Annotated in this window: 16 protein-coding genes and 1 pseudogene; 10 read left to right on the forward strand and 7 right to left on the reverse strand. The window is 62.7% G+C overall.

What is annotated here, in order from left to right:
• Positions 1-196 (reverse strand): annotated as a pseudogene (locus ACZYR5_RS24005) (phospholipase); the annotation flags it as partial.
• A 260-nt stretch (positions 197-456) separates the two neighbouring features.
• On the opposite strand from ACZYR5_RS24005, the gene ACZYR5_RS24010 reads away from it, so the two are divergent.
• Genes ACZYR5_RS24010 through ahr form a run of 3 tightly spaced genes read left to right on the forward strand, consistent with a single transcriptional unit; the run spans position 457 to position 2,682 of the window.
• Positions 457-906, forward strand: a complete 450-nt coding sequence (locus ACZYR5_RS24010; RefSeq protein WP_489091899.1) for a hypothetical protein — start codon at positions 457-459, stop codon at positions 904-906.
• Between the two features lie 2 nt (positions 907-908).
• The gene (locus ACZYR5_RS24015; RefSeq protein ID WP_489091900.1) at positions 909-1,592 is read left to right on the forward strand and encodes a class I SAM-dependent methyltransferase; all 684 of its coding nucleotides are present in this window, start codon (positions 909-911) and stop codon (positions 1,590-1,592) included.
• Positions 1,593-1,650: 58 nt separating this feature from the next.
• Entirely contained in the window at positions 1,651-2,682 is a 1,032-nt protein-coding gene (gene ahr / locus ACZYR5_RS24020; protein ID WP_489091901.1) for an NADPH-dependent aldehyde reductase Ahr, read from the forward strand.
• A gap of 14 nt (positions 2,683-2,696) precedes the next feature.
• Here ahr and ACZYR5_RS24025 read toward each other — a convergent pair whose 3' ends face one another.
• Positions 2,697-3,089, reverse strand: a complete 393-nt coding sequence (locus tag ACZYR5_RS24025) for a GFA family protein (protein WP_489091902.1) — start codon at positions 3,087-3,089, stop codon at positions 2,697-2,699.
• Between the two features lie 145 nt (positions 3,090-3,234).
• Between ACZYR5_RS24025 and ACZYR5_RS24030 the strand changes: the two genes are divergently transcribed.
• Positions 3,235-4,128 (forward strand): LysR family transcriptional regulator, encoded by an 894-nt coding sequence (locus ACZYR5_RS24030; RefSeq protein WP_489091903.1) that lies wholly within the window; start codon positions 3,235-3,237, stop codon positions 4,126-4,128.
• Positions 4,129-4,135: 7 nt separating this feature from the next.
• Here ACZYR5_RS24030 and ACZYR5_RS24035 read toward each other — a convergent pair whose 3' ends face one another.
• Positions 4,136-5,281 (reverse strand): (R)-mandelonitrile lyase, encoded by a 1,146-nt coding sequence (locus ACZYR5_RS24035; protein ID WP_489091904.1) that lies wholly within the window; start codon positions 5,279-5,281, stop codon positions 4,136-4,138.
• Positions 5,282-5,469: 188 nt separating this feature from the next.
• Between ACZYR5_RS24035 and ACZYR5_RS24040 the strand changes: the two genes are divergently transcribed.
• Both ACZYR5_RS24040 and yghX read left to right on the forward strand, forming a co-directional pair.
• On the forward strand, positions 5,470-7,092 hold the full coding sequence (locus tag ACZYR5_RS24040; RefSeq protein ID WP_489091905.1) for a mechanosensitive ion channel family protein: 1,623 nt from the start codon (positions 5,470-5,472) through the stop codon (positions 7,090-7,092).
• An 81-nt stretch (positions 7,093-7,173) separates the two neighbouring features.
• Positions 7,174-8,061, forward strand: coding sequence for a YghX family hydrolase (gene yghX / locus ACZYR5_RS24045; protein WP_489091906.1), 888 nt, complete (start codon positions 7,174-7,176; stop codon positions 8,059-8,061).
• Between the two features lie 334 nt (positions 8,062-8,395).
• Here the strand turns inward: yghX and mqo are convergent, their stop codons facing one another.
• On the reverse strand, positions 8,396-10,042 hold the full coding sequence (gene mqo, locus ACZYR5_RS24050; RefSeq protein ID WP_489091907.1) for a malate dehydrogenase (quinone): 1,647 nt from the start codon (positions 10,040-10,042) through the stop codon (positions 8,396-8,398).
• Positions 10,043-10,393: 351 nt separating this feature from the next.
• Positions 10,394-11,014, reverse strand: coding sequence for a cell wall hydrolase (locus tag ACZYR5_RS24055; RefSeq protein WP_489091908.1), 621 nt, complete (start codon positions 11,012-11,014; stop codon positions 10,394-10,396).
• A 196-nt stretch (positions 11,015-11,210) separates the two neighbouring features.
• Between ACZYR5_RS24055 and ACZYR5_RS24060 the strand changes: the two genes are divergently transcribed.
• Positions 11,211-12,065, forward strand: a complete 855-nt coding sequence (locus ACZYR5_RS24060) for a CAP domain-containing protein (protein WP_489091909.1) — start codon at positions 11,211-11,213, stop codon at positions 12,063-12,065.
• Here the strand turns inward: ACZYR5_RS24060 and ACZYR5_RS24065 are convergent.
• On the reverse strand, positions 12,035-12,274 hold the full coding sequence (locus tag ACZYR5_RS24065) for a hypothetical protein (protein ID WP_489091910.1): 240 nt from the start codon (positions 12,272-12,274) through the stop codon (positions 12,035-12,037). The two genes, ACZYR5_RS24060 and ACZYR5_RS24065, sit on opposite strands and share 31 nt — an antisense overlap.
• Positions 12,275-12,341: 67 nt before the next feature.
• Positions 12,342-12,554 (reverse strand): hypothetical protein, encoded by a 213-nt coding sequence (locus tag ACZYR5_RS24070; protein ID WP_489091911.1) that lies wholly within the window; start codon positions 12,552-12,554, stop codon positions 12,342-12,344.
• A gap of 182 nt (positions 12,555-12,736) precedes the next feature.
• Here ACZYR5_RS24070 and ACZYR5_RS24075 point away from each other — a divergent pair, with 182 nt between their 5' ends.
• From ACZYR5_RS24075 to ACZYR5_RS24085, 3 genes are all read left to right on the forward strand, one after another.
• Complete coding sequence (locus tag ACZYR5_RS24075) at positions 12,737-13,294, forward strand: ATP-dependent Clp protease proteolytic subunit (RefSeq protein ID WP_027618981.1); 558 nt, start codon at positions 12,737-12,739, stop codon at positions 13,292-13,294.
• 113 nt (positions 13,295-13,407) lie between these two features.
• Positions 13,408-13,590, forward strand: coding sequence for a general stress protein (locus tag ACZYR5_RS24080; RefSeq protein ID WP_489091912.1), 183 nt, complete (start codon positions 13,408-13,410; stop codon positions 13,588-13,590).
• Between the two features lie 120 nt (positions 13,591-13,710).
• On the forward strand, positions 13,711-14,364 hold the full coding sequence (locus ACZYR5_RS24085) for a peroxiredoxin (protein WP_489091913.1): 654 nt from the start codon (positions 13,711-13,713) through the stop codon (positions 14,362-14,364).
• Positions 14,365-14,410 lie beyond the last annotated feature (46 nt).

The raw sequence follows: 14,410 nt of genomic DNA on the forward strand, positions 1-14,410 counted from the left end.
AGATGATGTCCACCGATTTTTTCGCCTCGGCGACGGCCAGGTGCACGGCGCGAAAGGCTTCCTCGCCATTGATCAAGGGTTCATAGGTGGCCTCAAGCGGATGGTATTCGGTGTGTTTCACGTACCAGGGCAAGGTGCAGGTCGCGGTCTGGGTGTGCTGCAAGGCGATGGGCACGATGATGTCGGCTTGGTTCATGGGGGGGTTACCTTCCTGGCCGCTGAGTGGGTTCAGCACCACCTGACTTGGCAAGCGGTGATCCGTAGGTGATGAGGGTGAGGATTTTTCCCACCCTCGATAAAGCGCTGGAAAGCTTTCACGAAGTGGATAACGGATGGAATCAGAGGTTTCCGCACGTCACGTAGGAGGAATCTGTATATGGTTGTGGCAGCACTCAACCCCGCCCATGAGCTATACCCACTATTCCCCCGACAACCCTTCCTCCCCGGAGGTCGTCCATGAAAACCACCCACGCCATTGCAGCCCTGCTGATCGGCGCCAGCCTGCTTGGTTGCACCCGCTCCAGCGAACCCGGCACGTCGATCACGCTGCAGGCCACCCGGCATAACACCGGGCAGATCGGTAGCACCACCCTGTCCAGCTGGGATCACCAGACCGGCTTCAATTTCTTCATCAGCGGCGTGCCCACCGGCACCGTATTGCCCCTGCGCGTCTCTACCTTCATCTACAAGGGCAGTTGCGCGCAGCCAGGGGAGGTGGCGTTTGCCATGAACGATAGGGTCAACACCGAACGCGCGGCGATTGCCGGCTGGACTTTCTCGCGCAGCGCACCGATTGCCATGGCCGATCTGCTGGCGGGCGACTACTCGATCGTGGTGCGTTCGGCGGCCACCGACGGCAATCTCGATTTATTCTGCGGCGACATCAAGCCGGCCAAGGCGCAATAACCATGACTGATGACGATCCCGAAGCCGCCCTGCTCCACAGCTGGCAGCGCAACGCCCAGGCCTGGACCGAAGCCGTGCGCAGTGGCGCCATCGAGAGTCGGCGCCAGGTGACGGATCAGGCGATCCTGCTGGCGATCATCGCCCGTCAGCCCGAGCGCGTGCTGGATCTCGGTTGCGGCGAAGGCTGGCTGTTGCGCGCCCTCACCGAGCGCGGCATCGAGGCCATTGGCGTCGACGGCGACGGTTCTCTGGTGGAGGCCGCGCGTGCGGCGGGATCAACGTCGGTCTATCAGGCGAGCTATGCCGAACTGGCAGACGCCAAGGTCGAGGTTGGCCACGACTACCCGCTGATCTGCGCCAACTTCGCCCTGCTGCACCAGGACATCATTCCCCTGCTCGCGGCCATGCAGGCCCTGCTCGCCCCCGGTGGCGCGCTGTTGATCCAGACTCTGCACCCCTGGAGCGTGGCCGCCGGCGAGTATCAGGATGGCTGGCGCAGCGAGTCCTTTGCCGGTTTCGCGGGCCACTGGCAGCCCATGCCCTGGTACTACCGCACCCTGTCCAGCTGGCTGCGGGCGCTGGACATGGCCGGCTTGCGCCTGGTCGAACTGCAGGAACCGCAGCACCCACAAAGCCCGCAACCGCAGTCACTGCTGATGGTGGCCGAGCGGCAAAACCCGGCCTGATCCATCAGCTACACTCCCTCGCTGCGCCATTCCCGTCTGCCGACCCGGAGTTGACCCCATGACCGATAGTACCGAATTGACCACCTTCACCGGCTGGGCCGCCACCGCCGCCGGCGCGCCGCTGGAACGCTACAGCTACGACCCTGGGCCGCTGGGCGAGGAAGAAGTGGAAGTGGCCGTGGAATACTGCGGCGTCTGCCATTCCGACCAGTCGCTGATCGACAACGATTGGGGGATCAGCAACTACCCGTTCATCCCTGGCCATGAAGTGGTCGGCAAGATCGTGCGCGCTGGCAGCCGGGTGCGTGGCCTGCAGGTCGGGCAACGGGTGGGGATCGGCTGGTACAAAGGCAGTTGCATGCATTGCGCCTCGTGCATCGGCGGCGCGCACAACCTGTGCGGCACCGCCCAGCCGACCATCATCGGCAGCCACGGCGGGTTCGCCGATCGCCTGCGTTCGCACTGGGCATGGGCCCTGCCGATTCCCGGCGGCATCGACCCGGCCCTCGCCGGACCGCTGTTCTGCGCTGGCTCGACGGTGTTCAACCCGCTGCTGGAGTTTGGCGTCAAGCCCACCGACCGGGTCGGCGTGGTGGGCATCGGCGGCCTCGGCCACCTGGCGCTGCGCTTTCTCAATGCCTGGGGTTGCGAAGTCACCGCCTTTACCTCATCACTGAGCAAGGAGGACGAAGCCCGGCGTCTCGGCGCACACAACGTCGTCGCCTCCACCGACAGCGAGGCGCTCAAAGCGATCGCCGGAACCCTGGACTTCCTGCTGGTCACCGCCAACGCCAACCTCGACTGGTCGGCGATCCTCGCCACCCTGCGCAGCAAGGGTCGCCTGCACTTTGTCGGGATCGTCCCCGACGCGATTCCGGTGCACGTATTCGACCTGATCCCGCAGCAGAAAAGCCTCTCCGCCTCGCCCGTCGGCTCGCCAACCACCACCGCGCGCATGCTCGAATTCTGCGCTCGGCATCAAATTGTGCCGCAGGTCGAGCACTTCCCCATGAGCCGGGTCAACGAGGCCATCGAGCACCTGCGCAGCGGCAAGGCGCGTTATCGGGTGGTCCTCGACGCCAGCCAGTGAGTACGGGGGCGCCTCTAGTCTTCGAGGCGCCCTTCACCCTCGCGGTCGTGGACGTAGCGGTGGCCCACGGCAAACGCCGGCAACCAGGCTTCACGGCGCACCGTCCAACTTTCATAGGTGGGGATCAACTGATCGGGGGCGTCGAGGGAACCGAGGTTGATTTCGATCTCATCGGCGCTGCGGGCGAACACCGACGAACCGCACTGCCGACAGAAATGCCGTCCGCGATATTCGCCGGTTTCGCCACTGACCGTCACTGCCGTCTCGGCAAACACCGCGCAGGCATTGAACAGCGCGCCGTGAAACTTGCGACAGTCCTGGCAATGGCAGAGCCCGACCCGATACGGCTGCCCCAGCGCCTCGAAACGCACCTGGCCGCACAGGCAACCGCCGTTGAATCGTTGCATGGCGCACCTCCTTCAAGCGCTTGACGACCCACTGAAACTAGCAGCCCCGCAGCGATACCAACGCGGTGACTGACGACAGGTCGTCACCCGTGATTAGCTCTCAACGGTGGCATAATCGCCGCGGGTTCATATCAGGGGCGTATCAATGAGCGTTGACAGCTACGACCAACTGGCGATTTTTGCTGCCGTCGCCCAGGCGCGCAGCTTTACCCGGGCCGCCGCCAAGCTGGGCATGTCGCAACCCGCCCTGAGTCGGGCGATGCGTCAGCTGGAAGAACGCCTGGGCGTGCGCCTGCTTTCGCGCACCACCCGCAGCGTCAAGCCGACCGAGGCCGGCGAGCATCTGTTGCGGGTGATCGCCCCGCGCTTCGAGGAAATCGACAGCGAGCTGGCCTTGCTCAGCCAGTACCGCGACAAGCCCGCCGGCAAGCTGCGCATCACCGCTGGCGAGCACTCGGCGATCACCCTGCTGCAACCGGTGCTCGGCAAACTGTTGCCGGACAACCCCGACCTGCATATCGAAATCATTGTCGACTACGGCCTCACCGACATCGTCGCCGAAGGCTTCGACGCCGGCGTGCGCCTCGGCGAGCAGGTGGCCAAGGACATGATCGCCATGCGCATCGGCCCGGACATGTGCATGGCAGTGGTCGGCTCGCCGGCCTATTTCGCCCGCCACCCGCAGCCCAGCGAACCCTCCGAGCTGATGCAGCACAACTGCATCACCCTGCGCATGCCGACCTATGGCGGGCTGTTGCCCTGGGAGTTCGAAAAGAACGGCCAGACCTTGAATGTGCGCATCGAAGGGCAAATGGTCTTCAACAACATTTCAATGCGCCTCGAAGCGGTGCTCCAGGGCCTGGGCCTGGCGTGCATGCCCGAGGACCTGGTGCGCGAACATGTCGCCGCCGGCCGCTTGATCCGCGTGCTCGCCGACTGGTGCGAGCCGTTCTCCGGCTACCACCTCTATTACCCGAGCCGGCGCCAGAGCTCGCCGGCCTTTACCTTGCTGCGCGAAGCCCTGCGTTATCCGGGCTGAGAAATGCTCAGGAGCGCGCTGCCGCCAACTGCTGCTCCAGCGCATCGCCGGCACGCTGGGCGGCATCGCCTGCACCGTGCTCGGCCAGCAACTGCGCCAACTCGCGCAACTGTGCGGCGCTCAAGCCGACTCGCAGACTGGCAGCAATGTGCGAGCGCAATTGCGACTCGACGCCGGGTGTCGCCGCCAGTGCAGCGACCGTGGCCAGTTCGCGACTCTGCCAGTCGAGGTTGTCGCGCTCGAAGATGTCGCCGAACAAATGCGTCTGCAGGTACTGATTGATCACCGGCACAAAGTCGAACAGCGGGCCCTGCACCGGTCCACCGGCAATCTTCGATTGATTGGCTTTGCCCGCGGCCAGCAGTTCGTTGCCGATAGGGATGACACGACCGGGTTCAACGCCCGGAGTGTCCTGTATGCCCCGCTGCTGACGCTCCTGAGTGACTTTCATCAGTTCGCCCAGCGCGTTGAGGCTGCGTGGGAAACCGCTGTAGGCGTAAAGCTGCACGAGAATTTCCTTGGCCTCGCTGACGCTCAGCCCCGCGTCCAACCCCTGATTCAGCGCGGCATTCAACCTCGGCATATCACTCACCGCCATGGCTGCAGCAATCAACGGAATCGCCTGCTGTTTCGCCGATAACGTCTCGGAGGCGACAGCGGGCGCCGGCGCGGCAGGACGGTCGGCGTTGTATTGGGCATCCGTGACTTTCTCCAGCCACTCGACGTTTTTGCCGTCCACGCTGCCGGTCACCGCCAGATGGGTCATGGCGCTCGCCGGGGCCGCACCGTGCCAATGCTTGATCCCCGGCGGGCAGACGATCACATCGCCCGGGCGGATCTGCTGCACCGGCTTGCCCCACTCCTGGACCAGACCGATGCCCGAGGTCACCACCAGCCGCTGGCCTGCCGGGTGGGTGTGCCAGGCCGAGCGCGCACCGGCTTCGAAGCTGACGTAGGCAGCGGACGCGTTGAGTTCGTCGCTGGCGACAAACAACGGATCGACCCGTACCTGCCCGGTAAAATAATCCGCCGGCCCGGCCATCGAGGCCTGGCTGCCCGCGCGGTTGATCTGTTGTTCGCTGCGGGTCTCACCGGCAGCCTCGACAAAAGGTGCGGCGGCGCAGACGGCGAGGCCGATCAGGGTATTTTTCATGAGGAAGTGTCCGTTGAGTCCAGTGTCCTGACACGTTACCCCTGCGCAATTGATCGATAAACCGCACGAATTGGATTGCACTGATACCAAATTCACATAGATCCACCAGCATCTGACAACCGTTCATCGCTGGACTACGCTGCGATACGTAGCCTTTATCTAAAGCCGTTGGTGGAAGGAATCCCAGCATGCGCAGGACGTTGTCCGCTGTATTGATGGTGGTGCTGGGCATGTGGCTGGCGATGCCAACCTGGGCAGACGAGAGTGCAAAAGCCGAGGCACCGGCCAGCGCCGAATTGAAGATTGCCAATCGCAGCGTGGTGGTGTTTCGCAGCACCCTGCTGGGTGAAGCACCTGAGTCGCGGGTCAAGCGTGCACGTGCGGTGATTGCCGATGCGCTGGATGAAAACGACGAGCCACGGGTGTCAATCGACGCCGTGCAGGACAACTACCTGGTGCTGATCGGCGCCAAGCGCGCGTTTATCGTCGCGCCCGCGGATGTCGACAGCGTCGAGTTCGAATCGGTGCGCCAGGCCGCCGAAGCCGCCGCCGACAAGCTGCGCCAGGTGGTCGCGGAAACCCGCGAGGCGCGCAGCCTGCAACTGATGGGCCGAGCGCTGCTGGCGGTGGCTGTGGCGACCGCCATCTACCTCGCCCTGCTGTGGTGCATGGGTTACCTGCGCCGGCGCTTGTTGGGGAAATTGCCGGGGTTGATGCACCGGCACACCCAGGCGCTGAAGGTCGGGCGGGTCCAGCTGATCGATGCCAACTACCTGTACCCGCTGGTCAGCCGCTTGCTGGAAGGCTTGCGCTGGGTGGTGGTGTTACTGCTCACCTACGAATGGCTGGGCTTTGTCCTGTCGCGCTTCCCTTACACCCGGCCCTGGGGTGAAAGCCTCAATAATTACCTGATCGAACTCGCAAGCTATTTGCTGCAGGCCATTGTCGAGGCGATCCCCGGCATGGGCGTGGCCTTGGCAATTTTCTTCATTGCCCGTGGCGCCACGGCTTTCACCCGGCGCATCCTGCGGCGCATGGCAATTCCCGGAACCCTGAGTTGGCTCAATCAGGAAACCCTGCAACCGACCCAGCGCCTGACCTCGCTGGCGATCTGGCTGTTCGCCCTGGCCATGGCCTACCCCTATCTGCCGGGGGCCGGCACCGATGCATTCAAGGGCTTGTCGGTATTGATCGGCCTGATGATTTCCCTGGGGGCCAGCAGCGTGGTCGGCCAGGCCGCTGCCGGGTTGATCCTGACCTACACCCGCACCCTGCGCCCCGGCGAGTTCGTGCGCATCGGCGAATACGAAGGCACGGTCACCGAGCTGGGGATGTTCACCACCCGCATCCGCACCGGCCTGGGTGAGGTGCTGACCCTGCCCAATTCGCTGATCACCGGCACCGTCACCAAGAACTATTCGCGCACCGTCAAGGGCCCCGGTTATGTGGTGGATACGGTGGTGACCATCGGCTACGACACGCCGTGGCGCCAGGTCGAGGCGATGTTGCTGGAGGCGGCGCGGCGTACGCCGGGAATTCTCGAAGACCCGCCGGCGCAAGTGTTCCAGACTGCGCTGTCGGACTTCTATCCGGAATATCGCCTGGTGGCCCAGGCCATCCCCAGCCAGCCGCGTCCGCGAGCAGTGCTGTTGAGCATGCTGCACGCCAACATCCAGGACGTGTTCAACGAGTACGACGTGCAGATCATGTCGCCGCACTACCTGGGCGATCCCGAGCAGGAAAAACGCGTACCCAAAGACCAGTGGTACAGCGCGCCGGCGCAGGCACCCAGGGAAATCGACCCCCGGTAATGGGCCGCGTCCCTGCCCTGCTATGCTGCCCTGATGTCCCTGCGGGCCGACGCCTGCGAACGATTGCACGGGAGCGCACCGATGAGCCGACTCACCGCCAAAGACTTTGCCCCGCAACTGCTGGAGCTCTACGACTACTACGCCCATGGCCGGATCAACCGCCGTGAGTTTCTCGACCGCGCCGCACTGTTTACCTTCGGCGGCCTGACTGCCAACGCCCTGCTCGCCGCCCTGAGCCCCAACTACGCGCTGGCCGAACAGGTGTCCTTTACCGATCCGGATATTCTCGCCGAGTACGTCACTTACCCTTCGCCCGAGGGCCATGGCGAGGTGCGCGGTTACCTGGTGCGGCCGGCCAAGTCCAGCGGCAAGGTTCCGGCAGTGGTGGTGGTGCATGAGAATCGCGGGCTCAATCCCTATATCGAAGACGTCGCCCGGCGCCTGGGCAAGGCCGGCTTTATCGCCCTGGCGCCCGATGGGTTATCGTCGGTGGGCGGTTACCCGGGCAACGATGAACTGGGCAAGGAACTGCAGGCCAAAGTCGATCCGGGCAAGCTGATGAACGACTTCTTCGCCGCCATCGAATGGATGAAAAAACACTCGGATGCCACCGGCAAAGTCGGGATCACCGGTTTCTGTTATGGCGGCGGCGTGTCGAATGCCGCCGCCGTCGCCTACCCGGAACTGGCCGCCGCCGTGCCTTTCTATGGCCGCCAGCCGGACGCCAAGGACGTGCCTCGGATCAAGGCGCCGTTACTGCTGCACTACGGCGAACTGGACAAAGCCATCAACGAAGGCTGGCCGGCCTATGAGCAAGCGTTGAAAGCCAATGGCAAGACCTACGAGGCCTACATCTACCCCGGGGTCAATCACGGCTTCCACAACGATTCCACACCGCGTTATGACAAGGCGGCGGCAGAGCTGGCGTGGAGCCGGACGCTGGAGTGGTTCAGGCGGTATTTGGCGTGACACAAACGCCCTCTGTAGGAGCTGGCTTGCCAGCGAAAGCGGTGTATCAGGCACTGCGGACGTTGTATATGCCGGCCTTTTCGCTGGCAAGCCAGCTCCTACAGGTTTCGCGGTGATCGCAAGTCGGGTCATCAACACACCCCCCTGTAGGAGCTGGCTTGCCAGCGAAAGCGGTGTATCAGGCACTGCAGATGTTGTATGTGCCGGCCTTTTCGCTGGCAAGCCAGCTCCTACAGGTTTTTGTGTCGTAGGCGGATCTTGTGACCATGCCAACCAAGGATTTTCAGCACAAAAAAAACCCAGCACTTGGCTGGGTTTTTTTATGGGGCTTTGCTTACAACGCCATATCCGCAGCAGGATTGCTCGGAATCGGCTTGGCCGGGGCCGCCGGGGTTGCTGCTGGAGCCAGGGCCGGGTTAATGGCCGGTGGTGGGTCCAGTTGCAGCACCTTGCTGGTGTACGCCCATTCCTCGGCCACGCGGGCCGGGTCGTCGTTCAGCTTGGTGCCGTAGCTCGGCACGATCTGGTGCAGTTTTTCCTGCCAGGCCGGGCTGGCGACTTTGTCCTTGAAGACTTTTTCCAGCACGCTGAGCATGATCGGCGCCGCAGTCGATGCACCTGGCGATGCGCCCAGCAGGCCGGCAATGCTGCCGTCTTGCGAAGCGACGATCTCGGTACCCAGTTTCAGCACGCCGCCCTTCTCTTCGTCACGCTTGATGATCTGCACGCGCTGACCGGCTTGCCACAGGCGCCAGTCTTCATCCTTGGCGTTCGGGAAGTACTCTTTCAGGGCGTTCATGCGGTCCTTGTCCGACAGCATCAACTGGCCGGCCAGGTATTCCACCAGCGGGTACTGCTCGATGCCGACTTTGGTCATCGGCCACACGTTGTGAGTGGTGGTGCTGGTCAGCAGGTCGAAGTACGAGCCTTCTTTCAGGAACTTGGTCGAGAAGGTCGCGAACGGGCCAAACAGGATCACGCGCTTGCCATCCAGCACGCGGGTGTCCAGGTGCGGTACCGACATCGGCGGTGCGCCCACCGAAGCCTTGCCGTAGGCCTTGGCCAGGTGTTGCTGGGCCACGGTCGGGTTCTCGGTCACCAGGAACGAGCCACCCACCGGGAAACCGGCGTATTCGCGGGCTTCCGGGATCCCCGACTTCTGCAGCAAGTGCAGGGCACCGCCACCCGCGCCGATGAACACGAACTTGGCGTCGGTCTGGGTTTCGCTACCGTCTTTCAAGTTCTTGTAGGAAACACGCCAGGTGCCGTCTTCGTTGCGCGCGATGTCTTCGACTTCGCTCGACAGTTTCAGCGAGAAGTTCGGCTTGGTTTGCAGGTAACCGGCGAACTGGCGGGTGATCTCGCCGAAGTTCACGTCGGTGCCCAGCGGCGACCAGGTGGCAGCGATCTTCTGCTTCGGATCGCGGCCTTCCATCATCAATGGCACCCATTGCTTGATCTGCGCCGGGTCTTCGGAGTACTGCATGCCGGCGAACAGCGGGCTGGCCTGCAGGGCTTCGTAGCGTTTCTTCAGGAACTTGATGTTGTCATCGCCCCACACGAAGCTCATGTGCGGGGTGGAGTTGATGAACGAACGTGGGTCTTTCAGGACGCCGTTCTTGACCTGCCAGGCCCAGAACTGACGGGAGATCTGGAAGGCTTCATTGATTTCAATGGCCTTGGGAATCTCGACCTTGCCGTTCTTGTCTTCCGGGGTGTAGTTCAGCTCGGCCAGGGCGGAGTGGCCGGTACCGGCGTTGTTCCAGCCGTTGGAGCTTTCCAGGGCGACGCCGTCGAGACGTTCAACCATCTCCATCGACATGCCCGGTTCGAGTTCGTTGAGCCACACGCCCAGGGTCGAACTCATGATGCCGCCGCCGATCAACACGACGTCGACTTTCTTTGTCTCAGCTGCATGCACAGGCATAAAGACCATCGACATGGCCAGGCCGAGTAGCCCCTTGTTCATTTTTTTTAACATTCGGTATTACCTAGGATAGAACGCCATTCACCCGCACTGGTGATCCGAGGCGCCCTGGCTGACGGCACGCCGGCCGTCGAACCCCGCACTCAAGAAGACCGATGGGTGAACATATAAAGCCGACACACACTGTCGACCTCACGTTTAGGCCCCTCCCGCGCTGACTTTTTATTAGTCATTGGCTTCAGCTACTTGGGTGACGCTAATTCTCGTATACAACTTCGAACGCACAATTAGACAGATTAGACCCGCTAGTTGGAACACGCCCGTAAAACCGCTTCGCGGCGCTGTGCCGCGAGCTTCCGTGCTGCGGCATTCTACCTCAGGTGCCGCGCTCAACGAACTGCAACCTTATTGCGCAGTGCCATTACGCGGTTTATAGAACATGAACTTGCCGGTCTCGGCGGTCTTGATGTACTGCTTCGCCCAGGCCGGCCTGACGTTGCGGTCATGGAAATACAGGGCACCGTGGGTACGGTCCTTGAGTTGCTGGTTCAACGCCTTGCGCGCGATTTCCTTGGCCTCGGTGTACTCGCCCTCCTCCTGGACTTGATCGGAACGACCATCGCACCACCAGGAGAACTGACAGGCGCGGGTTTCGACCCCCTGCTTGACCACGCCGCACACGGTATCGGGAAAGCCGTCATGGCCCAGGCGATTCATCACCACACTGGCCACAGCCTCCATGTCGGCAGCGGTAATACCCTTGGCCTCCCAGTAAATGCTGCGCGACAGACAGGTAATGGGGTCGTCCAGCGGCGCCTTGCCTGCCGGATCGACTTTCTGCACTTCGCTCGGGGTGATGGTCTCGACCTTGGGCACGGGCGCAGCGCCCGCCTTGTCCGCGACCTTCTGCTCCAGCACCTCGGCCTTGTTCTCCACCGCCGCCGCTTTCGGCTCGGGGTCGGCGGCGCACGCCGGACCACCGAGCAACACCATCAAGACACCACCGACCACCAACAAAAGGCGCATGGTTGTACCCTGCTGCAACTGCCCTCGCGACGCTGCGACGGGCCCTGAGCAGTGGACACTGGTCGACGGAAAAAATTTCCGCGGTTCGGGCAGACTGCACGATAGCCTTTTGCATGCTTGGATAAACGTATAAAGCCTTGCACGACACCGGGGGATATCGCGCATCATGCGCACAGTCATTCCTGGGGAGAAATCCATGCGCGTCCTGTCATCCATCCTGCGTCTCGCCACCCTGACCGTGGCCATCGGCTGCGCCAACAACGCCCTGGCCAGTGAAGAAAGCCAACTGGTGGACGCCATCAATGCCTACCGCGGCCAGATCCAGCGGTGCGCCGACCAGGCTTCCGGCGAACTGCCACCGCTGGCGGCGGATCCACGCCTGGTGCTGGCGCCGGACCGCAATGTCGGCGACCTGCAGCAGGCGATGGCCCAAGCCAAATACCCGATGGTCAATGTGCAGGCGATCACCCTCAAGGGGCCGCTGAATGCCCAGGCGGCGATGAAAGCGGTGCAGGAAAGTTTCTGCCACGTGGTGCTCGACCCGCAGTTCGTCGATATCGGCGTCAGCCATGCCGGCCCGGCCTGGCGCATCGTCCTCGCGCGCCCACTGCTGACAGGCGGCTTGGGGGATTGGCAGGCTGAAGGCCAGAAACTCCTTGAGATGATCAATAGCGCCCGCAGCCAGGCACGCCAATGCGGCACCCAGGCGTTCAGCGCGACCGCACCGCTGACCTGGAACGCAACGCTGGCCAGCGCCGCCGAAGCCCACACCCGAAACATGGCCAACAACAACTTCTTCGATCACAAGGACCGCGACGGTCGCACCCCCGGCGACCGCGCGGAACTGGCCGGCTACAGCGGCCAAGGTGTCGGCGAGAACATCGCCGCCGGCCAGGACACCCCGCGTAAAGTACTCGACGGCTGGCTGGCCAGCCCCGGGCATTGCGCCAACCTGATGAACCCCTCGTTCACCGAACTGGGCAGCGCCTACGCGACCGATCCGAAAAGCGACGCCGGAATCTACTGGACAGCAATGTTCGGCACGCCTTGAGCCGACTGGCGGCGGTCGTCGGACAACGGGCTTGGCTCGTTGGCCGGCGGCACCTGCGGGTTGGCGCCGGGGGCATCCGGGTCCGTTGGACGCTCGACATCGCTGTGGTCACGACGACCGGGGTCACGCACATTCGGGTCAGTGACCGGGTCGTGCTGGCGAATGGAATCGGGCGGATCGCTGGGGCTCGGTTCATTCGGGCTATGCATGATGCACCTCAATCAGGTTTGGATTGATCGGAGAACCCCGCCCAATGCGGGGTCCGCACACCGGCATTCAATCATTGGGCAGCGGCATGTCCTTGTCGCCGGGAATACCATCACCCTCGCTGGGCTCATTCCACTTTTCCTCGTGTTTGCGCGGGATCACATCCGGGCGCGCCAGCGGGTCGTCACGCAGGGGGTTGTCCAGATCCACATCGGGATCGGGATCCGCCGCGCGGGGATCATCCTTGAGCGGTTCATCGGCAAAGCTTGAGTCAGTGGACATAGGCACCTCGCAGGTCGAGGTCCGGAAGATCCGGGCCGTACTCATTGGAAGGTGGCCATCGACGGCGGTGCGGGCGAGATGACCAACGGTGCTGTCTTTACACCAGGAAACTTCTGCCGGGTTTTTATACTCAATCGACTGATACCCAACACGCCTGTGCAGCTCAACCAGGGAGGTCATCCATGACCGAGCACATCGTGCATTTCCATTGCCAGATCGACCAGGGCACCACCGAGCGCTTCCGCGACTGCTGCCTGGAAGCCATCGACCAGGGCGCCAGTTCGCTGCTGCTGAACCTGTCGACCATCGGCGGCAGCACCAACTTCGGGTTCACCCTCTACACCTTTCTCAAGTCCCTGCCGGTACCGTTGTGCGCGATCAACGCGGGCAACATCGAGTCGATGGGCATCATCATGTTCCTCGCCGCCAACCACCGCATTACCGCCCCGCATTCAAGGTTCCTGATCCACCCGATGAACTGGTACTTCAGCCAGAATTCGGTGGACCACCAGCGCCTGCGCGAATACCTGTCGAGCCTGGACAACGACCTGGCGCGCTACGTGAAAATCTACGAGATCGAAACCGCCGAAGCCGATACTCAACTGGATATTTTCAAGTGCCTGTCGGCCGAGGAAAAAGTCATCGCCGCCCACGAATCGCTGGCCTACGGGATCGCCCACGAGGTGAAGCAGGTGGTGTTCGCCGAAGACATCAAGCACTGGAAGGTCAGCGGCGGTTAATGCCATTCGTCGCATCAAGCGCGAACTTTTTTCAACTTCCGCGACGCCGGGTTCTCTCAAGTAATGCTTGCAGCAGTTCGCAAGCACACCCACTGATCGAGAGGTAGAGAATCATGGCTAACACCGGAAATTCCAACCCAGGCAACATGTCCAAGGATCAAGGAAAAGCCACCGACGCCGGGAAAAAAGGCGGACACGCCTCCGGCGGCAATGATCGGCAGAAAACCAACGATGCCAACAAGGACAGCAGCAAGAAAGGTGGACAGCAACCCAGCGGCGGCGGTCGTCGCAGCTAGGCGTAACCCGACCGGCAAGGGCTTCGGCCCTTGCCCTCGGCAGCTCGACCCACACGCTGGCAAATCCCGACTAGGCTGTTTCAGGCGCGCTTATTCCTGAAACCCTCCAAGGAGATTGCCATGGCACTGCGTATCAACGACCTCGTCCCCGATTTCAGCGCCGAGACCGACCAGGGTCCGCTGCGCTTCCACGAATGGATCGGCTCGGGCTGGGCCATTCTCTTCTCCCACCCCAAGGATTTCACCCCAGTGTGCACCACCGAATTCGGCGCCGTGGCACAACTGGCGGATGAATGGGCCAGGCGCGGCACCAAAGTGATTGGCGTGTCAGTCGACAACGCCGACTCCCACACCCGCTGGAAGACCGACATTGAAAAAGTCTGCAGCGCCAAGGCCAACTTCCCGATCATTGCCGACGAAAGCCTGGCGGTGTCCAAGGCCTTCGACATGCTGCCCGCCGAGGCTTACCTGCCCGATGGCCGCACGGCTGCCGACACGGCCACGGTGCGCTCGGTGTTCATCATCGGCCCGGACAAGAAGCTCAAGCTGTCGATGACCTACCCGATGTCGGTGGGGCGCAATTTCGCCGAAGTGCTGCGCGCCCTCGATGCCCTGCAACTGACCTACAACGTGCCACTGGCGACCCCGGCCAACTGGACGGTGGGCCAGGATGTGATCGTCGCCCTCGCCCTCAACGACGACCAGGCCCGGGAGAAATACGGCAACCTGGACATCAAGCTGCCGTACCTGCGTACCACGCCGTCACCCAAGTAGATCGATGAGCGGAAAACGCCCGGTCTGGAGTTCCAGCCCGGGCGTT

The sequence above is a fragment of the Pseudomonas sp. F007 genome, assembly GCF_057814275.1.